This window comes from Carboxylicivirga longa, assembly GCF_050589825.1.
In the GTDB taxonomy this organism is placed as follows: Bacteria; Bacteroidota; Bacteroidia; order Bacteroidales; family Marinilabiliaceae; genus Carboxylicivirga; species Carboxylicivirga longa.
This window is the reverse complement of sequence record NZ_JBNGOZ010000008.1, coordinates 141,195-164,349: the sequence shown is the minus strand read 5'-3', so window position 1 is coordinate 164,349 and position 23,155 is coordinate 141,195. Positions and strand designations below refer to the sequence as shown.

Here is a 23,155-nt window from a genome sequence, read left to right as displayed (position 1 = left end):
TTTTTATACTTTTGCAGCTTAAAATCCAGATTTTTATTTGTAAGCAATGTCCTTCTAATATGTAATTATTTATTTTTCAAACAATTACATTGGATTGTTGTTTTAACCAGATTAAAAAAAGAAGCAATGAGCCGAGTTAAGTTGTTAGACAGAGAATTCGAATTGTCAATACCTGAAGAAAAACTGTTAAAGGCAGTTGATCAGGTAGCGGAAAAAATGAACAACGACCTGAAGGATAAAAATCCCCTGATGGTTTGTGTACTCAATGGTTCGTTTATGTTTGCTTCTGATCTGATGAAGCGACTTACCTTTCCCTGTCAAATAAGCTTTGTGAAACTATCGTCTTACGATGGCACAGGGTCTACCGGTAATGTAAAACAGTTGATCGGTTTAAATGAGGACATTAGTGGACGTACTGTGGTGCTGCTCGAAGATATTGTGGATACAGGCCTAACGATTCAAAATACAGTGGAGCAGGTGAAGCAAATGGGACCTGAGGCTGTTAAGGTAGCTACCATGTTGTTTAAACCGGATGCCTGTAAGCGTGATGTGCAGCTCGATTATGTAGGGATGGACATACCCAACGATTTTATTGTGGGTTATGGTTTGGATTACGATGGATTTGGAAGAAATCTGAAAGACATTTATACAGTAGTAGAATAACATCTATATATTTTTTCATTTTAAGGGGTAAAGAAAATGCTCAATGTTGTCATATTTGGCGCACCCGGATCGGGAAAGGGTACGCAAAGTAAATTAATTGCCGAGAAGTATAACCTGGCTCACGTGTCTACGGGTGATCTGCTAAGGCAAGCCATTCATAACAATACACACGAAGGTGTGATTGCGAAAAGCTACATCGATAAGGGTGAGTTGGTGCCCGATGAGGTAATCATTGGTATGCTCGATGCTTTTATGGAGAAGTTGCCACAGGGCAAGGGTATTATATTCGACGGCTACCCACGTACCGTATCGCAGGCCGAAACCTTAATGGAAATGATGAAGGATCATGGCACTAAGGTGTCAGTGCTTCTAAACCTTGAGGTAGACGAGGCCGAGTTGATGGATCGTTTGCTGAAACGTGCTGAAACAGAAGGTCGTTCTGATGATAATCCGGAGACGATTAAAAAGCGCCTTTCTGTGTATGAAACACAAACATTGCCGGTGATAGAGTTTTATCGCAAGAAGCGTTTGTATAAGCCTATCAAAGGGGTTGGTGAAGTCACCGAAATATTTGATCGTATTTCAGAGGTTCTAAACGAGCTGAAGTAATAATATTTAACGATATTTGAGCCACGGTAATAACTCTTTTGCCGTGGCTTATTGTGTTTATAAAGAAGTAGGTATGGCGAGTTCTAATTTTGTTGATTACGTTAAAATATTCTGCCGCTCAGGTAAAGGGGGCGCTGGCTCAACGCATTTGCGTCGCGAGAAGTTTGTGGCCATGGGGGGTCCTGATGGAGGTGATGGTGGCCGAGGGGGGCATATCATTGTCAGAGGTAATCGCAATACCTGGACTTTGTTACACTTAAAATATAAACGCCATGTCTACGCAGGTCATGGAGCCAACGGTAGCAAGCAGCGTTCAAGCGGTGCCGATGGTGAAGATCGCATTATTGAAGTGCCTTTGGGTACCATTGCCAAAGATGCTGAAACCGGGGAGGTACTTTTCGAGATTACCGAGCATGATCAGGAGCACATTCTGGTAAAAGGCGGACGAGGCGGATTGGGTAACTGGAACTTTAAGTCGGCCACCAATCAAACTCCACGCTATGCACAGCCCGGAGAGGATGCTGTTGAGATGGCTGCCATATTGGAGCTTAAGGTATTAGCTGATGTGGGGCTTGTGGGTTTTCCCAATGCCGGTAAATCAACCCTTTTGTCGGTTATGTCTGCTGCCAAGCCAGAGATTGCTGATTATCCGTTTACCACTTTGGTGCCCAATCTGGGAATTGTTGCTTATCGCGACCATCAGTCCTTTGCCATGGCTGATATACCCGGTATTATCGAGGGTGCCAGCGAAGGTAAGGGATTGGGCATCCGTTTTCTGCGTCATATCGAGCGTAACTCCATTCTATTGTTTTTGGTGCCGGCCGATGCCGAAAATATTAAGCAGGAATATCAAATATTACTCAATGAGCTTCGTCAGTATAATCCTGAGTTGCTCGACAAGGGTCGTATGTTGGCCATCTCAAAATGCGATATGCTGGATGAAGAGCTGATGGAGGAAATTAAAGCTGACTTGCCCGATCTGCCCTATGTTTTTATATCTTCGGTGGCCAATATTGGCATTACTGATCTGAAAGATATGATATGGGAGCAATTGATGGCGGCCAACGCGTAAATGACACCAAACAGTTTTATACCCAAAGCCTGGGGCATTGGCAGGTAAAAGAGCAGGCGCTGAAGCGGCGTTTTGTTGTCAATGCCTGGTTGCGCCTGGTATTTTTTGTGGCGGCCTTTAGTCTGCCTTTCATGTTTTTTCATTATTGGTCGCTGACCTTCTTTATTGCTTTTGCTCTCTTATTCATTGCTTTTATGGCCTTGGTGTGGCGTGCCGGGCGTATCCGGAAACAACGAGAGTATGTAAAGCACCGCAGCGAACTCATCGCAAAAGAATTAGCGTGCATTGACGGCACCTGGATAGAGGCAGATGATGGCGCAGCTTTTATGGAGCATGACCATGACTATGCTCACGACCTTGATTTATTTGGCAAGGGTTCTCTTTTTCAATTTATTAATCGCACGGTTACTCCTCAAGGAGCAAAGTGTCTTGCTGATCAGCTCAAGCATATTTCATGTAATCGCACTGCGTTAGAGGCGAGGCAGGCGGCTATGGGTGAATTGGCAAAGAAAAGCGAGTTCAGACAGCATTTTTATGCTTTGGCAGCCTTGGCAGCTGCCGATAACAAAAGGAATGAGCCCTTGGATTTAACCCGGCAACCCGATTTAAGTTTTCTGTCAAAGGGAACGCGAGTGCTTATTTTTGGCTTTCTGCTGACTGCCATACTGGTTGTATTTCTTATTCTTACGGGCGTTTTAAAGGCTAGTTTGTTGCTGGTTCTTTTCTTTAGTGGTTTGGGTGTTGTTGGTCTTACCATTAAAAAAATTAATAAGGCCCATTCAGCAGTCAGTTCTTTAGGACGCTATCTACAACGCTATTCTCACTTGATTCGTTATGTTGAGCAAAACAAAATGGAGACTCCTTACCTTCTTGGCCTTAAGAATACTTTAATCGCTGATGGACAATCGGCTAGCGAGATAACCGCTCGGCTCAGTGTGTTAATTCAGCGTTTCGATCAGCGCCTGAATATGTTGCTTGGTGTGGTGCTTAATGGGTTTTTGCTTTGGGATTTATTGGTGTGCATGCAGTTGCAAGGTTGGTATGCTAAGCATGGTGGCCGCATGCAGCTGTGGATGGATGCTCTGCATGAGATGGAGGCTTTGAATAGTTTTGCGACCTTCGTTTTTAATCATCCGCAATATGTATTTCCAAAGTTTTCAGATAGTACTATCCTGCAAGCTCGTCAGTTAGGACATCCCCTCATCCCTGGTGCAGAGCGGGTGCGAAACGATTTTGCTTTTGATGAAAAGCAACGGGTGTGCGTGGTTACGGGTGCAAATATGGCGGGTAAAAGCACTTTTTTGCGCACGGTGGGTGTGTCCCTGGTGTTGGCAGGTAATGGCTGTGTGGTCGATGCTCTTGAGTTTACTTATAAGTCACAGCCTTTTATTACCAATATGCGGGCCACCGATAATTTGCTGAAGCACGAGTCTTATTTCTTTGCCGAGCTCAGTCGTCTTCAGAGGATACTGGCATATTTGAAAGAGCAAGGCTCGTTGTTTTTTATTCTCGATGAAATATTAAAAGGCACAAACTCACTGGATAAATATCAGGGTTCCATGGCGCTGATAAAACATTTGCTCAAGCACGGCGGTACTGGTTTGGTAGCTACCCACGATTTGGAACTCGGGCAGCTTGCCGCGCAAACACAAGGGCAGGTTTTTAACAGGTGCTTCGAAGTGCAATTTGTTGCAGGCGAACTTCGCTTTGATTATAAGTTGCGTACGGGGCTCACGCAGAGTCATAATGCCAGTTATTTAATGGCACGGATGGGGTTGATTCCCAGGGAGGACGTACGACTCTAGTCGGTGCTCGATTAATTATTATTGAAAAAGAAATTACGAAACAAATCTTCTTTTAACTATATTTGGATGGTTTTCCGCAACAAGGGGACCTTCACTTTTCCATATTAACTAGTTGATTTTTAAGTATGAGTAGTCAAAATACACAGAACTATTCCGAAGACGCTATCCGCACCCTCGACTGGAAGGAACACATCCGTCGTCGTCCGGGGATGTATATTGGTAAACTGGGAGATGGTACCTTTGCTGACGATGGAATTTATGTTTTACTCAAAGAGGTAATGGATAATTCCATTGATGAGTTCATGATGGGCAATGGTAAAAAGATTGAAGTTACCGTGCACGAAGGGCGTGTTACCGTCCGCGACTACGGGCGGGGCATTCCATTGGGTAAAGTGATTGATGTAGCATCCAAAATGAATACCGGTGCTAAATACGACTCCAAGGCGTTTAAAAAGTCTGTGGGACTTAATGGAGTAGGTATTAAGGCGGTTAATGCTCTTAGTACCGAGTTTACTGTGCAGGCCTATCGCGAAGGGGAGACCAAGCGGGTGGAGTTTAGCCAGGGCGAAGTGGTGACCGACCATGAGCTAACGACTTCAGACGAGAAGAATGGTACCTTTATTGCCTTTACGCCTGATAATACCATCTTTGAAGATTATCTGTTTCAGGATGAGTATATTGAAACGCTGCTTCGTAATTATACCTACCTGAACAAAGGGCTGTCCATTATTTATAATGGTAAAACCTTTCAGAGTAAGAATGGTTTGCTCGACCTGCTGAACGAGAATATGGATGCCGAAGGACTTTATCCTATCATTCATCTCGAAGGAGAGGATTTGGAAATTGCTATCACTCACGGTAATCAGTATGGCGAGGATTATTACACCTTTGTTAATGGTCAGCACACCACTCAGGGAGGTACTCATCTGGTAGCTTTTCGCGAAGCTTATGTAAAGACTATACGCGATTTCTATAATAAGAATTTTGATGTGTCCGATATTCGTACAGGCATTATCGCTGCGGTAAGCATTAAGGTGGAAGAGCCGGTGTTCGAATCGCAGACCAAAACTAAATTAGGATCAAAGGATATTGGGCCCGATGGCCCGTCGGTGCGTAATTTCATCCTCGACTTTGTTACCGAGCACCTGGATAATTTTCTGCATAAGAATCCGGCAACGGCCGAGGCACTCAATAAGAAAATCCTTGAATCGGAGAAAGAGCGAAAGGCCATTTCAGGCATTAAAAAACTAGCGCGTGAGCGTGCTAAGAAGGTGAGTCTTCATAATAAGAAGCTGCGTGACTGTCGTATTCACTATACCGATATTAAGAAAGAGCAAAACAGCGATAGCTCTATTTTTATTACCGAGGGTGACTCAGCCAGTGGTTCCATTACAAAAGCCCGCAATGTGAATAGTCAGGCTGTGTTTAGTTTAAAGGGTAAGCCACTGAATAGTTTTGGGCTAACACGTAAGGTGGTGTACGAGAATGAGGAGTTCAATCTTTTACAGGCGGCTCTTGATATAGAAGACGGTTTAGATACCTTGCGTTACAATCATGTGATTATAGCCACCGATGCTGATGTGGATGGTATGCACATCCGCTTGTTGTTGCTTACCTTTTTCCTGCAGTTTTTCCCTGAGTTGGTGAAAAACGGACATCTTTACATATTGCAAACACCTTTGTTCAGGGTGCGTAATAAAAAGAAGACTTTTTATTGTTACTCGGATGAAGAAAAGACAGCCGCCATTAAAAAGTGCGGACCGAAACCTGAGATTACACGCTTTAAGGGACTGGGTGAGATATCGCCTGACGAATTTAAGCATTTCATTGGTAAGGATATACGATTGGAGCAGGTGCGTTTGAAGAAAGATGTGCCGGTGAAAGATCTACTGGCCTTTTACATGGGTAAGAACACGCCCGATCGCCAAAATTTTATTATCGATAATCTGGTTATTGAAGAAGACCTGGTTACCCAGGAATAAATAGTTAAGGAAGAATGAGTTTCGACGATACAAACAATCCAAATACTCCGGAGGATAATGCTTCGGCATCATCAGAAAATCAGCCTAAGGACGAACAGCACGTGTGGGACACCGACGCAGCATCAATGAGTCACCTGCCGGGCATGTACCGCGAGTGGTTCCTTGATTATGCTTCTTATGTGATACTGGAACGTGCGGTGCCTCATATCAACGATGGCTTAAAGCCAGTACAGCGCCGTATTCTGCATGCCATGCGCCGCATGGATGATGGGCGTTATAATAAGGTGGCCAATATCATTGGTTTCACCATGCAGTTTCACCCCCACGGCGATGCTTCCATTGGCGATGCCCTGGTGCAGTTGGGACAAAAGGACTTACTAATCGACTGCCAGGGAAACTGGGGTAATGTTTACACGGGCGATAGTGCAGCGGCACCCCGTTACATCGAGGCCCGACTAACGAAGTTCGCTCAGGAGGTCGTTTTTAACCCCAAAACTACCGAGTGGAAGCTTAGCTACGATGGGCGTAACAACGAGCCGGTGACCCTGCCGGTGAAATTTCCGCTGCTGCTCGCTCAGGGCGTAGAAGGAATTGCGGTGGGATTGGCATCCAAGCTGTTACCCCATAACTTTAATGAGCTGATAGACGCTTCTATCGCTTATCTTGAAGAACGTCCCTTCGAGATATTCCCCGATTTTCCAACGGGTGGTATGATTGATGTATCGCGTTATAACGATGGGTTGCGCGGAGGAGCTGTGAAAGTAAGGGCGAAGATTGCCAAAGTGGATAGTAAAACCCTGATGATTTCAGATATTCCTTACGGTAAAAGCACCACTACCCTGATCGAATCCATCCTTAAGGCCAACGAAAAGGGGAAGATTAAGATTAAAAAAATTGATGATAACACGGCTGAGAATGTGGAGATCATGATTTACCTGCCAGCCGGATCATCACCCGATAAAATGATTGATGCCTTGTATGCCTTTACCGACTGCGAGGTGTCGATATCACCCAATGCCTGTGTTATTCAGGATAACAAACCTTATTTTGTGGGGGTGAGCGAGATCCTTAAGGAGAATACGGATAACACCGTGACACTGCTTAAGCGCGAACTGGAGATACGCAAAGGTGAGTTGGAAGAGGCCTGGCACATGTCTTCGCTCGAGCGTATCTTCATCGAGAACAAGATATATCAGCGTATGGAGGACTGTGAGTCGATGGAAGCTGTGGTACAAACCATCGATCATGGGCTGGAACCTTTTAAAAACCTGCTGCGACGGGAGGTAACACGCGATGATATTATTAAGCTGACACAGATTAGAATGATTCGTATCTCCAAGTTTGATGCGAAAAAGGCAGATGAATACATTGCCTCGCTCGAAGAGGAAATGGAGCAGATTGCCTATCACTTGGCTAATCTTATTGCCTATGCTATAGCTTATTACAAGCGTATTAAAAAGCAGTTTGGCAAGAGTTATCCACGGATGACAGAGATACGCAGCTTTGCCAATATTGAGGCATCCAAAGTTGTGGTGAAAAACGAAAAGCTCTACATTAATCGTGAGGATGGTTTTGTGGGTACTTCCCTTCGCAAGGATGAGTATGTGTGTGACTGCTCTGATATTGACGACATTATCATCTTCTATAAGGATGGTAAATATTTGGTCACCAAAGTGTCAGATAAGGCATTTGTGGGTAAGGACATCATTCATATTGCTGTGTTTAAGAAGAATGATAAGCGCACCATCTATAACGCAGTGTATCGCGATGGTAAGGCCGGTAATACCTATATGAAGCGCTTTGCCGTTACGGGTGTTACGCGTGATAAAGAGTATCATATCACCAAGGAAACACCGGGCTCTAAGTTGATGTATTTTAGTGCTAACCCCAATGGGGAGTCCGAAATATTGAAAGTAGTATTGCGCCCTAAGGCACGAATCCGCAACCTGGTGTTTGATGTGGACATGGGAGACCTGGCCATAAAAGGCCGTGCTGCCATGGGAAATATTCTCACTAAATATGAGGTGAAAACCATTTCGCTAAGGAAAAAGGGTGAGTCAACATTGGGAGGACGTAAGATATGGTTTGAGCATGAGACCCTGCGACTCAATGCTGATGGACGCGGTCAGTTTTTGGGCGAATTTCAGGGCGGCGATCAAGTGCTTGTCGTTACCCGTAACGGACAGTATTACCTCACCTCCTTCGACTTAAGCAATCATTATGATGATGATATTCTGCTCATTGAGAAATTCTGTAGCGATGTGGTATGGTCAGCCGTTTATTTCGATGCCGATCAGGATTATTACTATATAAAACGCTTTCAGTTTGAGAATGCTACAAAGCGACAGTCGTTCATTGGTGATAACCCAAAATCACGTTTGGTTAAAATCATGCATGTTGATTATCCGCGTCTCGAGGTGAAGTTTGGCGGCGACGATAAGTTGCGTGAGAAGTTGATTGTGGAGGTGGCTGAATTTATTGGCGTAAAGAGTTACAAGGCCAAAGGGAAACGTCTTACAACTTATCAGGTGTCAAAAATACACGAGCTGGAACCCGCAGTGAAGGATGAACCAATGAGCGGTGATGGGAATGACGAGGGCGATCAGCCTGATGAAGATGATAAAAATCAGATGTCTCTCTTTGAATAGAACCGGATGGAGATAAAACGCATTTTCCTCATTGGCTTTATGGGTAGTGGCAAGTCCACCCTGGGCAGGCGCCTTAAGTCCGAACTGCATTGGGATTTTATCGATTTGGATGATTATTTCGAGAATCGCTATCAAAGTAGCATCAAGCAGTATTTTGCTGATTTTGGCGAGGAGGCTTTTCGTGAGGCTGAACAGCAGATCTTGAGAGAGGTAAGTGTGAAGGGGAAGGTGGTGATTGCCACAGGCGGCGGCACACCTTGTCACTTCAATAATATGGAGCTTATTAATTCCTGCGGCCTGAGTATTTATATTAAGTTGTCGGTCGATACCCTGGCAGATCGTCTGAGCAAGGCGCGTCAGGTGCGTCCGCTCATAATGGGTATGTCGGGTGCTGCTTTAAAGGATTATATTCATAATACCCTCATGCAGCGAGAGTTGTACTACAATCAGGCAAGTATAGTAGTGGATGGCGATGTGCTGGGGGTGGATGGCTTTGTGCGTATCATAAAAGCCTCAGGTACTTTAATGGATTAGGGGAAGATCTTAAGTGTTGTAGGATGTTGATGGTGTAATATAATTCTCTTACGAAGGGCTATCTTATCTAAAACCATTCTAAAAAAGTAAGAGATTGCCGAATTTGTTCATTTCTTCAGATTTGCTACAGATTTCAATTTTACTTTTGGTTAGCAAGCTGCAGGTGTGGTTTAGCGAAAACAAACGAACAAGTAATTCAGAATTGAAATATGGTTGGTCTAATCGGCATAAGTCACCAAACGGCACTACTGGAAATACGCGAGCAACTGGTAATTACCCGTGAGGAAATTACCGGATTATACGAATACCTGAATCGTAAATGCGAGGTGGAAGGTATTATGGCATTAAGCACTTGTAACCGTACCGAACTATATTTCGAAGCCAAGCCTGGCAAGGATGATGCCGCTAATGATTACGTGGATCGTATTATTAGTGCTTACATTGCCTATTTTAAAAAAGATGAGAGTGTTAGGAAATACCTGTATACGCATACGGGCATTGATTGTGCGCGACATTTGTTTCGGGTCGCCACCGGGCTCGACTCCTTAATTCTGGGTGAATATCAGATTGTGTCGCAGTTGAAAGAGGCTTTTTCATGGGTCGATAATACCGCTATGGTAGGGCCGGAGCTTACGCGTATGGTGCACAAAGCCTTTGAGGCCGGTAAGGCTGTGCGCACACAGACAGCCCTCAATAAGGGCGCCGTGTCGGTTAGTTCAGCAGCCGTAGAGTTAGCTGCTAATAAGCTTTGTGAATTTCCCAATGTAAAGGCCCTAACGGTAGGTGCCGGCGAAACAGGTACCATTGTGGCACTTAACCTGTCAAAAAAGGGCTGTGTGAATAACTGGGTAACCAACCGTACTTTGGGCAAGGCCGAACAACTGGCCGACCGTGTGCAAGGCGTTGCCTTTCCCTTCGATACTTACCTTGAACAGCTGGAAGTAGTGGATATTGTAACTTATACCACAGCTTCTTCGCGTGTGCTGCTCAGCAAGGAAACACTGAGTGTAGTCATGCAAAAAAGAGGCGGCCGACCACTGATGATACTCGATTTATGCAGTCCGCGTAATGTGGAGGCTGCCGTAAGTCAGCTTGAGGGTGTTACTCTCTATGATCTTGATCATCTGGAAGATGTGGTGAAGGCGAATTTTGAAAAACGAAAAGGAAAATTAAAGGAGGCCGAAGCCATTATTGAAGATGTACTGGCCGAGTTTGACGACTGGTTGAATGTGCGCCGTATGCGCTCAGCCATAAGCGCCATTACCGATACACTAAAAGATGTAAATACCCTGGAGGCCAGGAATTATAAAAAGGTGAAGGATGATGATGAGGTGGCCCAAAAAATCAATGAATACGGCGAGCACCTGAGTGCTAAACTCACGCGTATGCTCATCAAGCAAATGAAAACCGTCACCAATGAAGGACGGGACTCAGAAAAAGTAAAATTACTCCAAGAATTTTTTAACTTTAAAGCATAGAAAGAAATACAGATGATATCATCTGTATTTTTTATACAAGCCATAGTAGGATATGAACACACCCACTGTAAAAATAGGCACCCGCGGCAGTAAATTGGCGCTTTATCAGGCTAATCTGGTGAAAGATAAGCTTCAGGAGGCCTTTCCTGATCGCAGTTTTGAGATTGTTATTATTGCCACTAAAGGCGATAAAATATTGGATGTGGCGCTGTCGAAAATTGGTGATAAAGGATTATTTACCAAGGAGCTGGAGCATTCTCTGTTCAGCGGTGAGGTGGACATGTGCGTTCATAGCCTTAAAGATTTGCCCACCGTATTTCCCGAAGGAGCTCAGTTGGGTGCCGTTTTGGAACGTGGTGAATATCGCGATGCCTGGGTGAGTAAAGAGGGTCTTATGCTGGAAGAGATGGGCGAAGAACATGCTGTTGCCACTTCCAGCCTGCGACGTATGGCGCAGGTGCATCGACTCAATCCACGCGTTAAAGTGGTGGATATACGTGGTAATGTGGATACCCGCCTGCGCAAAATGAAAGATGGACATTGCGATGCCATGGTCATGGCTGGTGCCGGGCTCAAGCGACTGGGTTACGATGAGGTGATTACCGATCTTTTTGAAGCGGACTATTTTGTGTCTGCCTGTGGCCAGGGAGCTATTGCAGTGGAAGTTCGCCAAAATGATGAGAATATTATGGTTCTGATGAGCAAGCTGCATTGTGAGAACACCCATCGCCAAATCACTGCCGAGCGCAGCTTTCTTAATGAGCTGGAAGGTGGGTGCCAGATTCCCATAGGGGCGCATGCCCGTATAGAGGGTGATAATCTGCATTTGCTGGGCTTGGTAGCCCTTCCGGATGGGAGTTGCGAGATGAGAAATGAGCTGAGTGGCAACGCTTGCGATGCGGAATCCATTGGCCGTAAACTGGCACAACAGATGGCTCGTGATGGCGGGCGCGAAATTCTGGAGAAAGTAAGGACCTTAAATAAACAATGATATGACTTCTCTGCCACAACCAACATCGGTGATATTGACGCATCCTATGGGGAAAGATGATCTGCTGTTTAACGGTTTGGTGAATGAGGGAATAGAAGTGTTGTGCGATCCCATGATTGACACCGAGCCCTTAGTGCTTCACGATGACTGCCGTCAGCAGCTGTACGAAGCCCGTCGTATTATTTTCACTAGCAAGCGGGGTGTTGAGTATTTCTTTCAGCAGGTAAAACCTGCCGATGTGCTTGATAAAAGCTTTATCTGCATTGGAAAGAAGACGGCGCATGTGCTTGAGCAGTACGGCATTAAGCCATGGTGGGTGTGTGGTGGCCGTACAGCCTCCGATCTTGTAGTAGAATTACAGCAGGCGCATATACGGAAAGGTGAGAAATGGCTGGGACTTTTGGGTGAGCTGGCCGAAAATACCTTGGCGGAAGGACTTAAGGAGGTGTGTCATTTTCAGCGCTTTAACATTTACCGTACCATTATTACTACCGAGCAGCATCCTGATACCGTGGCGTGGCTCAATGCTCAAAAGCCTTTACTGGTTGTGTGTACCAGTCCATCGTGCTTCCATGGCTTCAGCGATGTTTATAGTGGCCTGCTCCATAGCGAGGTGCGTTATGCTTCCATTGGTCCGGCTACTACTAAAGCTATGCGAAAGCGCAATGTTACTCCAGTTGTAACGGCTCGTTTATCGACCTATGAGGGCTTGTGGCATGAAATTAAACAACAGTTAAACCTCAATATCGTTAATAAAAATATTTAATATGGCATTTCCTGATACCCGATTAAGACGTTTAAGATATAATAAGATAGTGCGCCAGATGGTTACAGAAACACACTTGCGTGTAGATGATCTGGTGTATCCCCTGTTTGTGTGTCCCGGTGAAAATGTAAAGAAACCCATCAGCTCGATGCCGGGTAACTATCAGATGTCTGTTGATGTGTTGGTAGAGGAGTGTAAAAGGGCTGCATCCAAAGGTGTTAAAAGTATTTTGCTCTTTGGTATTCCGGAGCATAAGGATGAGCATGGACATGTTGCATGTCAGAGTAATGGTATTGTTCAGCAGGCCATTCGTGCGATTAAAGAAGCTATTGATGATATGCTGATTATTGCCGATGTGTGTAATTGTGAATATACTACTCATGGTCATTGCGGTACCATCATCGATAATGATGTGGACAATGACAGTACACTAAAAACACTGGCCCAGCAGTCGGTGTCTTTGGCCGAAGCTGGTGCTGATGTGATTGCACCCAGCGATATGATGGATGGACGCGTGGCACGTATTCGTGCGGCACTTGATGAGTCAGGTTATGAGAAGTTGCCCATTATGTCCTACGCCGCCAAGTATGCATCAGGTTTCTATGGCCCCTTTCGTGAGGCGGCTGAGAGTGCTCCGCAATTTGGTGACCGTAGCACCTATCAAATGAATCCTGCCAACTCCGATGAGGCTATGCGCGAGATTGCCGCTGACATTGAAGAGGGAGCCGACATAGTGATGGTCAAGCCCGCTTTAAGCTACCTTGATATCATCTATCGCACAAAAAATGAGTTTGAGATGCCCACCGCGGCCTATAATGTAAGTGGTGAATTCAGCATGGTAAAAGCGGCTGGTGCCAACGACTGGATCGATGAGCAACGGGTAATGATGGAAGTATTGCTTTCCATCAAGCGTGCCGGTGCTGATATTATCATTACTTATCATGCCCTGGAGGCAGCCGATATTCTAAATGGACAAAAGTAACAGAAAGAAACTAGCCTCTAGCCTCTTTTTTCTTAAATCTCACATCTTAAAGATAATGAATAACAATAATAGCAAAGCCTCATTTCAAAAAGCTCAGGAAGTGATTCCGGGAGGCGTAAATTCTCCGGTGCGGGCTTTTAAAAGCGTGGGGATCGATCCAATTTTTGTAAAAAAGGCCAAAGGAACAACCCTTTGGGATATTGACAATAATGAATACACCGATTTTGTGGCTTCCTGGGGTCCACTGATCCTGGGCCATGCACATGATGAGGTGCTGGATGCCGTAACGCAGGCAGCCGCCAATGGAACCAGTTATGGAGCACCTACCGAGATAGAAACAGAAATGGCAGCCCAAATCGTTAAGATGGTGCCATCTGTTGAAAAAGTGCGCATGGTTAATTCGGGTACTGAAGCTACCATGAGTGCTATACGATTAGCGAGGGGGTATACCGGTCGCGAGCTAATTATCAAGTTTGCCGGCTGTTACCACGGCCATGGCGACAGCTTTCTGATCAAGGCCGGCTCTGGTGCCATTACTCTGGGACTGCCCGATAGCCCCGGTGTTACCAAAAGCACAGCCAAGGATACCCTGACGGCCGATTATAACAATATTGAGTCGGTTTGTCAACTCTTTCAGGATCATCCGGATCAGATAGCAGCCGTTATCGTTGAGCCTGTTGCGGGCAATATGGGTGTTGTGCCGCCGTCCAAAGACTTTCTGGAGGGACTTCGTGAGCTGACCAGCCGCAATGGTGCTCTCTTGATATTCGATGAGGTCATCACCGGTTTTCGACTGGCCAAAGGAGGCGCACAGGAATATTTCGGTGTGATGCCCGACCTTACCACAATGGGTAAAATCATAGGCGGTGGATTGCCCGTGGGTGCCTATGGTGGTCGTAAGGAGATTATGGATATGCTGGCGCCGATGGGCCCTGTTTATCAGGCTGGTACTCTGTCGGGTAACCCATTGGCCATGGCAGCGGGTTTAACAGCCTTGAAAAAACTGGATGAAACGCCCGATGCTTATGAAGATTTGGAGAAGAAAGCCGCTTTTGTGGAGGCCGGTCTTCGGCTGAATGCCGAGGAATTAGGAGTGAAGGTAGTACTCAACCGAGTAGGATCCATGATGACCGCATTCTTCACCGAAGCAGAGCAAGTAACTACTTTTGAGGAAGCCATGACGGCGGATACAGATAAGTATGCCGCTTATTTTAAAACAATGGTGGAAGAGGGCTTGTACATTGCTCCATCACAGTATGAGTGTTTGTTTATTTCCATGGCACATAGCGAGAAAGATCTGGAGAAACTGATTAAAGCTAACAGAAAGGCATTAGAAGCAATTAAATAATTGTGCCCGGTGCTCAGTGCCCTGTGCTCACTAAATGAGTACTAAGCACTTGGCACCCTGCACTGAGCACTTAAATTATGAAGAACCTATTTCTTGATACCATACACGGTAAAAATACCGAGCGGCCTCCTGTCTGGTTTATGCGACAGGCAGGACGCGTATTACCCAACTATCGTGCCCTAAAAGAGAATTACACCTTCTCGCAGCTGATGGAGGATCCTAAGCTGGCAGCCCAAGTAACCTGGATGCCTACTCACGATCTGGGCGTTGATGCGGCTATTTTATTTTCCGACATACTGGTGGTGCCCGAAGCACTGGGTATGGCGCTTAAGTTTACTGATGCCGGCCCTGAATTTGGTGCGCCGCTTCATACTTTCAGCAATCCGGTAGCACAGTTAAAGCGCGACATGAGTAAGCTGGATCATGTGTATGCAGCCATTGATAAAATTATTGAAACACGACCTGAGGGGAAACCGCTGATTGGCTTTTGTGGTGGTTTGTTGACAACGTTCTGCTTTATGTTTCGCGATAATGTGCGCGACATTACTTTTAAGAATGCCATTGAGTTTCTGTATAAGAACCGAAAGGAGAGTCAGCAGATCATCGATGCACTGGCCGAGGTGTCTACCGAGTATGCGCTTACACAAGTAAAGCATGGTGTTCAGGCTTTTCAGCTGTTTGAAACCTACGGAGGTCTGCTGCCCGAAGATTTATATCTCGAGCTCTTTCTTCCGGCTTCTAAAAAAATATTGAATGCCGTGCGCGACGCGGGTGTGCCTACCATTTATTTCCCAAAGGATCTGGGTAATGGCATACGAAAGGTGGATAAATCAGTGGCTGACTTTGTAGGTATTGACTGGCGTATGAACCTGGCACATGCCCGCGAAATTGTGGATCCTGAAGTGGGTTTGCAGGGGAATCTCGATCCGCGTTTACTTTATGCATCGCAGCCCGAGATTGAGAAGGTGCTGAATGATACTTACCTGCCTTTTGGCCGGGACAATCAGAAATGGGTGTTTAACCTGGGACATGGCATCCTGCCCGATCTGCCCGTTGAAAATGTGAAGTTTGTAATTGACTGGGTGAAGTCAGTTGATTGGGGAAGGAAGTAATTATTAATGATGAGTGGTTAATGTGTAGTGAGCAAAACGCATTAACTGTTGTTTACTTTTCGGAGCACTAATCATTAATCACTAACAATTAATCATTAAAAGAGATGTTACAATTTGATAGGAATCTATTGGAGAAATATAATATTGCCGGACCACGCTATACAAGCTATCCGCCGGCTACATTTTTTCACGAGGGGTATGGAAACGAGAATTATAAGGAGAGTGTGATTCTATCAAATGATGAGACGCCGGAGAATATTTCTGTTTATGTGCACATTCCTTTCTGCCCGCAGCTGTGTACTTTCTGTGGATGTACCACCTACACGGGTATGGGACAAAGCATTATTGAAAAGTATGTTGAGGTATTAATAAAAGAGATTGAGCTGGTATCTAAAGATATATCGCGCACACGTAAGCTCACACAGGTGCATTGGGGCGGTGGCACCCCCAACGCCATCTCGCCCGATCTGATCCGCAAGGTTACCAATGCCATCAAAGCTAATTTTACCTTTGCTGATGATTATGAGATGGCCATGGAGTGCAGCCCTGCTTACCTGGATTTTCGCATGGTGGATCAGTTGCGCGACATGGGCTTTAACCGTATAAGCCTGGGTATTCAGGATTTTAAGAAAGAAGTGTTGGCAGCCATCAATCGTCGTCCGGCCAAGGTGCCTGTGGAGGAGATGATTACCTACCTTCGTAAGATTGGTTTTTCGGGTATTAATCTCGACCTGGTCTATGGTCTGCCTTTTCAAACCCGTGAAAGTTTTCGGGCTACGGTAGCTAAGGCGCTGGCGGCAAAGCCCGATCGCCTCGTTACTTTTTCTTATGCGCACGTACCCCATGTTATCACGCGCCAACGTATGCTTGAGCAGTACGGTCTGCCTTCGCCCGATGATAAGATATCTATGCTTGAGGATGCCTATAATATGGCCATAGAGGCTGGGTATGTGGCCATTGGGATGGATCATTTCGCGCGTCCTGACGATGAGTTTGCCGTTGCCCTGGAGGAGAAGAAACTCCACCGTAATTTCCAAGGTTACTGTACCCGTGCCACCACGGGGCAGGTATATGGCTTTGGTACTTCTAGTATCAGTCAGCTGTTTAATGCCTACAGCCAGAATGAGAAGACTATTAAGCAGTATATGGAACGGGTGGAAAAGGACGGACGAGCCGTTGTGCGGGGTTATCGCCTCAATCGGGAAGAACAGATCGTTCGCCAGGTGATTAATGAACTAATGTGTAATTACTTCGCTGATTTTAAGCAGATAGCAAACGATTTTGATGTGACAGTAGATGCTGTTTACGAGGCAGTGGGTTTTGCCACCGAAAAGGTGCAGGCTTTTATTGATGATGAGCTCTTGCTTGTTGGCGAAGATACTTTTACGGTAGTAGGGCAGGGGCGTTATGTCATCCGCAATATCGCCATGGCTTTCGATCCGGCTCTTAAAAAGGGGAAAGGACAATACTCGAAAACAGTGTAACAATATTGTGCAAAGTGTTTGTCTTTCATCTGTGCAGTAGGCTTCATGTCAATGATATCGGTAAACTGTATTGCCTAAATTGAGACTTTGTGCTCACTTGTTTTTTCAACCATTCTGCTTATCTTGTTGTTTCTTATTGTGATAGAAAAGCATAACTAAATCGCACATTCTTATATGAAGGGGATATTATTGGTTAATATGGGCGGTCCGCAATCGTTAAGTGAGATGCGCCTGTTTCTTAAAAATATGTTTAGCGACAAATATATTTTACCGTTACCATACGGGCTGCGTCAATTTGTAGCTACTATGATTGCCCGTAAGCGGCATCCATCATCTTGGAAGAAGTATCAGCTCATTGGCGGTACACCGATTATTAAGCATACCGAAGCAACGGGTAAGGCCCTGGCAGCCCTCTCCGATCATCCTGTATACACGGCCTATTCCTATACGCCACCTTTTATAGCCGACGTGCTTCAGAAGATGTGCGATGATGGCATTGATGAGGTGGATGTGCTGACCATGTATCCACAGGCGAGCGATACTACTACCACTTCTGTTTTTACCGATGTGAAGAAGGCGGCCAAGCACCTCAATGGCATGAGCATTCGTGAGATATGTGATTATAGCGTTCACCCTACTTTTTTGAAGTATTGGAAAACCTTGGTCGAAGAGCATATTGCCCGCGAAGGCCTTAAGGATCCCTTACTGTTGTTCACAGCCCATGCCATTCCGCTGTATGGGGTGAAGCGAGGAGATAAATATCCCGATACCGTGAAGCACATGGCCAAGCGGCTGGCCGATCTGATGCAGCGTCGTTATGATGTGGCCTTTCAGTCGCGGGTGGGGCCTGTTAAATGGGTAGGGCCTGATACCGATGATCATCTGGAGAAACTGGTGGCTGACGGGGAAAAGAACATTGTACTCATCCCACTCAGCTTTACTACAGAATGTCTGGAGACAGTGTATGATTTGAATATTAAATTAGTAGATATTTATAAGGAAGATAAGCGGGTGAAGCACATCTCCCGGGTAGAGATACCGGTGGCGCACCCCTTGTTTATTGAAACATTAAAACGTGTAGTTGATGAAGGATAAGCATTATCCGGTGGTGATATTGGGTGCCGGTGTTACCGGCCTCACACTGGCCCATTTACTCAATAAGAAGGGGGTTGACTTTAAGGTACTGGAGACTCGTCCACGAGCCGGCGGTGTTATCAATACGCAGTGTGAGAAAGGTTTTGTGTGTGAGTCGGGTCCAAACTCGGGCATTGTGTCGCACCCCGAGGTGGTGGCTTTATTCGACGATTTGGGTGAGGCCATTAAAGTAGAGAAGGGCAACGATCTGGTGAAGGTGCGTTACGTGTTAAAAAAAGGACGGTGGCATGCTCTGCCACAAGGGCCCTTGTCGGCCATTGCCACGCCATTGTTTAGCCTAAAAGATAAGTTTCGCATATTGGCTGAGCCCTTTCGAAAAAAAGGTACGAATCCCGATGAAACACTGGAACAATTGGTGTTACGCCGCATGGGTAAAAGCTTCCTGGATTATGCCATCGACCCGTTTATACTAGGTATCTATGCCGGTGATCCCGCCCGCCTGGTGACCCGCCATGCACTACCTAAGCTTTATAATCTGGAGCAGAAGTATGGCAGTTTTATTGGAGGCTCCATCAAAAAAGCCAAAGAGCCTAAAACGGAGCTTGAAAAAAGAACGGATCGTGCCGTATTTTCCATTGAAGGAGGACTAAGCGGCCTCACCAAGGCTTTGTTGGAAAGTGCCGGTAAAGAGCATTTTTCTTTTGGCGTGGATGGGGTGCGTATTCAACCTTCTGCCGAGGGTTTTTTTGTTGAATATCAGGAGGAAGGTCAGCAATATTCGATTCATGCTGACCGTGTTATCACCACTTTTGGCGCAGTGGGATTGGAGAGTACGCTGCCCTTTATAGCACCTGCCAACATGAAGGCTTTGACAAACCTTAAATACGCACGTGTAGTGGAAGTTTCGCTGGGCTTTGATGCCTGGAACGGGCGACCCCTCGATGGTTTTGGTGGCTTAATTCCACACAAGGAAGGGCGTAATATGTTGGGTGTTTTGTTTATGTCATCGCTTTTCCGTGATAGGGCACCTGACGGCGGTGCACTGTTGACAATTTTTATGGGCGGTGTGCGCAACGAGTCATTTTGCGAGCTGGATGATGCTGCCATTATGAAAGTGCTGGAGCAGGAATTTTCTGAGTTGATGGAACTGCCTACTTTTAAGCCTACACTGGTAAAGATAAAGCGTTATGCACATGCTATCCCACAATATGAAGTGAATTCGGGTGAGCGCTTTGCCGCCATCGATAGGGTGCAAAAAGAGTATCCCGGACTCATCATAGCCGGTAATCTGCGCGATGGCATTGGCATGGCCGACCGCATTAAGCAAGCCACGCATATTGCCAAAGAAATAACCTCATGCGAGAGCTGATATTGATTGTGCATATTGTGGCCAGTGTGATCGCCGCCATTATTACTGGGATAATACTGGTGCGTGCTATTCTGGGATTGTATCGAGGAATGCCGCTAACCAAAGCGGAGGTGAGACTTCCCTTAGTGGCCACCATCCTGCTGTATGGACAGTTTGTTTTAGGTACTATTCTGTTTATTTTATATATGCTTGAATTTGGTAGCGGCCAGGTCAATATGTATCAAGACCAAATGGTGAAGGGACGATTTTGGGCAGTCGAGCATTTTATTCTAATGGTGTTTACCCTGGTGATAAGTCACATTGGATGGCTCTTTGCCAAAAACAATCATACGCCCCGCCTTATTTTTAAGAAGAATTTCCTGTATTTTGGAATTGCCTGTGCCATGATCTTAACCTCTATGCTTATGAACGTGGTGAGGTATGTTTTGTAAAAGATACGGATCGATAGCAGTAACCATTCGATAAAATTATGAAGATACTCGTAGTAGAAGACGAGCCTCAATTGGCACAAAGTATACAGCAGTTTATCAGTTCGCAAGGCCATAGCTGTGAGCTAGCGCCTACACTGAGCGATGCGCTGCATCGGATAGATAACTTATTCGATATTATTGTGTTGGATTTAAACTTGCCGGATGGTAATGGACTGGAGGTGGTGAAAAAGGTGAAGCAGAATAATATGCTGACAGGCATTATCATTCTGTCAGCGCGCAACAGCCTGGAGCATAAAATAGAAGGTCTTGAGCTGGGTGCCGACGATTATCTGACCAAGCCTTTTCAGATGGCAGAGCTCAACGCTCGTCTAAAGTCGCTGGTGCGCCGCGTCCATTTCAATGGGGAAGAGAACATTGTGTTTAATGAGTTGGAGATAAGTCCTGGTCAACTCCTGGTGAAAGTAAAAGGGCGGGTTATTGACCTAACCAAGAAGGAGTATGATCTGCTGGTGTATTTCATTGCCAATAAAAACCGTGTGCTTACGAAAACGGGTATTGGTGAGCACATGTCCAAAGATTTTATGGATTATGGCTTTACCGATGATCTGATCTATTCGCATATTAAAAATCTGCGTAAGAAATTAATTAAAAGCGGGTGTGCCGATTATATTAAGAATGTATATGGTGTAGGTTATAAGTTTACCGACGCGCCTTAACACTACAAAACCATAAGCTGCCACATTATGAAACTACTAACCAAAACGGGTCTTAACTTTATTTCTGCCAGCATATTTTTCTTTTTCATAGGTAGCCTGGGGGGGTATTATTTTATTCGTTATGCGGTTAATAAGATGTTTAACAACGAGTTGCTGGAGGCACAGCAGATGGTTGAGGCCAATGGTGGGGCGGGCTTAAGTTATGCCGATGTGCACGTGGATACCTTGAACTTGAGGCTTGATACAAAGCAATATGCCTTCACCGACACAGTGATGCAATATGGGGCGGATAGTAATTATGAGTTTTACCGTATGTTGCGTTATCGCAGGCCCATCAATAATGGGCAAACAGTCCAATATACGGTCATTCGATCGACGGCTCCTTCCGATCTTATGGTGATGAAGTTCACCCTTATGCTGGCCGTTTTTCCTGTAATCTTCTTTTTGATTCTCTATTTAGTCAATAGGGCCTCCATCAAATATTCACTTAGCGTATTTTACGATACCATAAGCAAGCTGCGAAGTTTTGATGTGAATAAAGATAATCGACTGGATTTAATGACTTCTGATATAGATGAGTTTGAGCAGCTTAATGAGGTGTTTAATGCCATGGAGCGAAAGATAAAGGAAGATTATGAACGCCTGAAAGAATACACCGAGAATACCTCGCACGAGTTGCAAACACCGCTGGCTATTATCAATGCCCGGCTCGATGAACTGATACAGGCCGATAACCTGCATGAGGAGCAGGTGAAGAACCTGGCCGGACTTATTGAAACCACCAATCGCCTATCCAAAATTAATCAGGCGCTTATCTTTCTGGCAAAACTTGATAATCGGGTGTTTTCCGAGGCCGAAGAGCTTGATTTTATTGCATTGGTTCAAAAGGAGCTAAATAACCTGGATGTCCTCATTGCCGACAAGCAGCTCGCAGTAAAGGTTGAATCAAAGGGGGGGCTGCAAGTTACGATGAATACTTCGCTGGCACACACCTTGATTCAGAATCTGTTGAAGAATGCCATTCGTCATAATGTGCAAGGAGGATATATCCACATCGTTATTGAGGAGTATCAGTTGCGCATCAGCAATAGCGGAGTGACGCTGAAGCATGCACCCGAGAAGATGTTTAGCCGCTTTCGAAAGAGTAGCCAACACCCACAATCACTGGGTATCGGCCTTTCCATCGTTAAGCGTATCTGCGATATATCGGACATTGCCATCAGTTACAAGCATAAGGACAATGAACATATCATTCAGCTCTTGTTTAATAAGTAGATAGCGCTTTTCGCAGTCCTTCGAAGCGATTTTCATAATCCTCAATGGATATCTTAATGATCTCCTTGGCCTCGTCGGCATTGTATACATGGGTTATCTCCGAGTCGTTGCTTAATCCTGGCATGTCTTTGTAGGTGAGGAAATAGTGCTTAAGTCGTGTGATCACCATCTCGGGCAGTTCATTAATATCTGTATATTTACCATACACCACATCATTTTTCAGCACCGAAATAATTTTATCATCAGCGGCGTTGCCATCCAGCATGCGGAAACCACCAATGGGTATTGCCTGTGCCAGCACATCGCCGTGCGGAATATCTTTCTCGGTGAGCACCAGGATATCCAGCGGGTCGCCATCTCCTATTATTTCCTCTTTGCCTGCTTTCTCGGCGCAGTATTTTCCAACCAGTTTACCGCAGTAGGTTTGGGGGATAAAGCCATAGGGTGCCGGTACCACATTGGAGTATTTCTGTGGGCGGTCGATGCGTAGATAGCCACTCACCTTATCCACTTCGTATTTAATGGTGTCGGTGGGTACCACCTCAATAAAACAGGTTAGAATATCGGGTGCTTCGTCACCAATATCAACGCCATGCCAGGGGTGCGACTTATAGCGTAAGCCCATTAAGCGTCCTATTGGATCCATTAAGCTGTTTGATGTCATGTGCTTTTGTATTAAGTAGTTTTCAATATGTTTTTTTAAACAGCTGGGTGATAGTATTGTTTACCAATCAGCTTTTTTTGCGAAATAATAAAAAACCGAGCAGAAAAATGGGTTCTCCGACAGAATATTTT

At 45.4% G+C, this 23,155-nt stretch carries 20 protein-coding genes; 19 read left to right on the top strand and 1 reads right to left on the bottom strand.

Features of this window, described 5'->3' with window-relative positions:
• Positions 1–126 precede the first annotated feature (126 nt).
• The 19 genes from hpt (at position 127) to ACRD7A_RS09095 (ending at position 22,360) form a co-directional block, all read left to right on the top strand.
• A complete protein-coding gene (hpt, locus tag ACRD7A_RS09185; protein ID WP_430810575.1) occupies positions 127–663 on the top strand; it encodes a hypoxanthine phosphoribosyltransferase in 537 nt (178 codons plus the stop codon).
• 36 nt (positions 664–699) lie between these two features.
• Positions 700–1,272, top strand: a complete 573-nt coding sequence (locus tag ACRD7A_RS09180) for an adenylate kinase (RefSeq protein ID WP_430810576.1) — start codon at positions 700–702, stop codon at positions 1,270–1,272.
• 73 nt (positions 1,273–1,345) lie between these two features.
• A complete protein-coding gene (obgE, locus tag ACRD7A_RS09175) occupies positions 1,346–2,344 on the top strand; it encodes a GTPase ObgE (RefSeq protein WP_430810577.1) in 999 nt (332 codons plus the stop codon).
• Positions 2,314–4,149: a MutS-related protein gene (locus ACRD7A_RS09170; protein ID WP_430810578.1), complete on the top strand. Its 1,836-nt coding sequence runs from the start codon at positions 2,314–2,316 to the stop codon at positions 4,147–4,149. Before obgE ends, ACRD7A_RS09170 begins: the two co-directional genes overlap by 31 nt.
• A gap of 125 nt (positions 4,150–4,274) precedes the next feature.
• The gene (locus ACRD7A_RS09165; RefSeq protein WP_430810579.1) at positions 4,275–6,131 is read left to right on the top strand and encodes a DNA topoisomerase IV subunit B; all 1,857 of its coding nucleotides are present in this window, start codon (positions 4,275–4,277) and stop codon (positions 6,129–6,131) included.
• Positions 6,132–6,145: 14 nt separating this feature from the next.
• Entirely contained in the window at positions 6,146–8,779 is a 2,634-nt protein-coding gene (locus tag ACRD7A_RS09160) for a DNA gyrase/topoisomerase IV subunit A (RefSeq protein ID WP_430810580.1), read from the top strand.
• Positions 8,780–8,785: 6 nt separating this feature from the next.
• Entirely contained in the window at positions 8,786–9,313 is a 528-nt protein-coding gene (locus ACRD7A_RS09155; protein ID WP_430810581.1) for a shikimate kinase, read from the top strand.
• A gap of 209 nt (positions 9,314–9,522) precedes the next feature.
• A complete protein-coding gene (gene hemA, locus ACRD7A_RS09150; protein ID WP_430810582.1) occupies positions 9,523–10,791 on the top strand; it encodes a glutamyl-tRNA reductase in 1,269 nt (422 codons plus the stop codon).
• 52 nt (positions 10,792–10,843) lie between these two features.
• Positions 10,844–11,782, top strand: a complete 939-nt coding sequence (hemC, locus tag ACRD7A_RS09145; RefSeq protein WP_430810583.1) for a hydroxymethylbilane synthase — start codon at positions 10,844–10,846, stop codon at positions 11,780–11,782.
• 1 nt (position 11,783) lies between these two features.
• On the top strand, positions 11,784–12,548 hold the full coding sequence (locus ACRD7A_RS09140) for a uroporphyrinogen-III synthase (protein WP_430810584.1): 765 nt from the start codon (positions 11,784–11,786) through the stop codon (positions 12,546–12,548).
• A gap of 1 nt (position 12,549) precedes the next feature.
• Positions 12,550–13,530, top strand: a complete 981-nt coding sequence (hemB, locus tag ACRD7A_RS09135) for a porphobilinogen synthase (RefSeq protein ID WP_430810585.1) — start codon at positions 12,550–12,552, stop codon at positions 13,528–13,530.
• A gap of 55 nt (positions 13,531–13,585) precedes the next feature.
• Positions 13,586–14,878 carry a glutamate-1-semialdehyde 2,1-aminomutase gene (gene hemL, locus ACRD7A_RS09130; RefSeq protein ID WP_430810586.1) on the top strand — a complete coding sequence of 431 codons (1,293 nt, stop codon included), beginning with the start codon at positions 13,586–13,588 and terminating at the stop codon, positions 14,876–14,878.
• A 77-nt stretch (positions 14,879–14,955) separates the two neighbouring features.
• Positions 14,956–15,990 (top strand): uroporphyrinogen decarboxylase, encoded by a 1,035-nt coding sequence (gene hemE, locus ACRD7A_RS09125; RefSeq protein ID WP_430810587.1) that lies wholly within the window; start codon positions 14,956–14,958, stop codon positions 15,988–15,990.
• 104 nt (positions 15,991–16,094) lie between these two features.
• Positions 16,095–17,474 carry an oxygen-independent coproporphyrinogen III oxidase gene (gene hemN, locus ACRD7A_RS09120; RefSeq protein WP_430810588.1) on the top strand — a complete coding sequence of 460 codons (1,380 nt, stop codon included), beginning with the start codon at positions 16,095–16,097 and terminating at the stop codon, positions 17,472–17,474.
• A 174-nt stretch (positions 17,475–17,648) separates the two neighbouring features.
• Positions 17,649–18,569: a ferrochelatase gene (gene hemH / locus ACRD7A_RS09115; protein ID WP_430810589.1), complete on the top strand. Its 921-nt coding sequence runs from the start codon at positions 17,649–17,651 to the stop codon at positions 18,567–18,569.
• On the top strand, positions 18,559–19,938 hold the full coding sequence (hemG, locus tag ACRD7A_RS09110) for a protoporphyrinogen oxidase (RefSeq protein ID WP_430810590.1): 1,380 nt from the start codon (positions 18,559–18,561) through the stop codon (positions 19,936–19,938). Before hemH ends, hemG begins: the two co-directional genes overlap by 11 nt.
• Positions 19,926–20,369 carry a hypothetical protein gene (locus ACRD7A_RS09105; protein ID WP_430810591.1) on the top strand — a complete coding sequence of 148 codons (444 nt, stop codon included), beginning with the start codon at positions 19,926–19,928 and terminating at the stop codon, positions 20,367–20,369. Before hemG ends, ACRD7A_RS09105 begins: the two co-directional genes overlap by 13 nt.
• A gap of 38 nt (positions 20,370–20,407) precedes the next feature.
• Entirely contained in the window at positions 20,408–21,085 is a 678-nt protein-coding gene (locus ACRD7A_RS09100) for a response regulator transcription factor (RefSeq protein WP_430810592.1), read from the top strand.
• A 27-nt stretch (positions 21,086–21,112) separates the two neighbouring features.
• On the top strand, positions 21,113–22,360 hold the full coding sequence (locus tag ACRD7A_RS09095; protein WP_430810593.1) for a sensor histidine kinase: 1,248 nt from the start codon (positions 21,113–21,115) through the stop codon (positions 22,358–22,360).
• Here the strand turns inward: ACRD7A_RS09095 and ACRD7A_RS09090 are convergent.
• Complete coding sequence (locus tag ACRD7A_RS09090) at positions 22,350–23,024, bottom strand: inorganic pyrophosphatase (protein WP_430810594.1); 675 nt, start codon at positions 23,022–23,024, stop codon at positions 22,350–22,352. The two genes, ACRD7A_RS09095 and ACRD7A_RS09090, sit on opposite strands and share 11 nt — an antisense overlap.
• Between the last annotated feature and the right edge of the window lie 131 nt (positions 23,025–23,155).

Coding starts and splice junctions, on each gene's coding strand:
- ACRD7A_RS09160 (WP_430810580.1), top strand. CDS start 6,146: ATGAGTTTCGACGATACAAACAATCCAAATACTCCGGAGGATAATGCT.
- ACRD7A_RS09165 (WP_430810579.1), top strand. CDS start 4,275: ATGAGTAGTCAAAATACACAGAACTATTCCGAAGACGCTATCCGCACC.
- ACRD7A_RS09105 (WP_430810591.1), top strand. CDS start 19,926: ATGCGAGAGCTGATATTGATTGTGCATATTGTGGCCAGTGTGATCGCC.
- hemL (WP_430810586.1), top strand. CDS start 13,586: ATGAATAACAATAATAGCAAAGCCTCATTTCAAAAAGCTCAGGAAGTG.
- hemG (WP_430810590.1), top strand. CDS start 18,559: ATGAAGGATAAGCATTATCCGGTGGTGATATTGGGTGCCGGTGTTACC.
- hemE (WP_430810587.1), top strand. CDS start 14,956: ATGAAGAACCTATTTCTTGATACCATACACGGTAAAAATACCGAGCGG.
- ACRD7A_RS09095 (WP_430810593.1), top strand. CDS start 21,113: ATGAAACTACTAACCAAAACGGGTCTTAACTTTATTTCTGCCAGCATA.
- ACRD7A_RS09140 (WP_430810584.1), top strand. CDS start 11,784: ATGACTTCTCTGCCACAACCAACATCGGTGATATTGACGCATCCTATG.
- hemC (WP_430810583.1), top strand. CDS start 10,844: ATGAACACACCCACTGTAAAAATAGGCACCCGCGGCAGTAAATTGGCG.
- ACRD7A_RS09180 (WP_430810576.1), top strand. CDS start 700: ATGCTCAATGTTGTCATATTTGGCGCACCCGGATCGGGAAAGGGTACG.
- ACRD7A_RS09100 (WP_430810592.1), top strand. CDS start 20,408: ATGAAGATACTCGTAGTAGAAGACGAGCCTCAATTGGCACAAAGTATA.
- ACRD7A_RS09170 (WP_430810578.1), top strand. CDS start 2,314: ATGGGAGCAATTGATGGCGGCCAACGCGTAAATGACACCAAACAGTTT.
- obgE (WP_430810577.1), top strand. CDS start 1,346: ATGGCGAGTTCTAATTTTGTTGATTACGTTAAAATATTCTGCCGCTCA.
- ACRD7A_RS09090 (WP_430810594.1), bottom strand. CDS start 23,024: ATGACATCAAACAGCTTAATGGATCCAATAGGACGCTTAATGGGCTTA.
- ACRD7A_RS09155 (WP_430810581.1), top strand. CDS start 8,786: ATGGAGATAAAACGCATTTTCCTCATTGGCTTTATGGGTAGTGGCAAG.
- hemA (WP_430810582.1), top strand. CDS start 9,523: ATGGTTGGTCTAATCGGCATAAGTCACCAAACGGCACTACTGGAAATA.
- hpt (WP_430810575.1), top strand. CDS start 127: ATGAGCCGAGTTAAGTTGTTAGACAGAGAATTCGAATTGTCAATACCT.
- hemB (WP_430810585.1), top strand. CDS start 12,550: ATGGCATTTCCTGATACCCGATTAAGACGTTTAAGATATAATAAGATA.
- hemH (WP_430810589.1), top strand. CDS start 17,649: ATGAAGGGGATATTATTGGTTAATATGGGCGGTCCGCAATCGTTAAGT.
- hemN (WP_430810588.1), top strand. CDS start 16,095: ATGTTACAATTTGATAGGAATCTATTGGAGAAATATAATATTGCCGGA.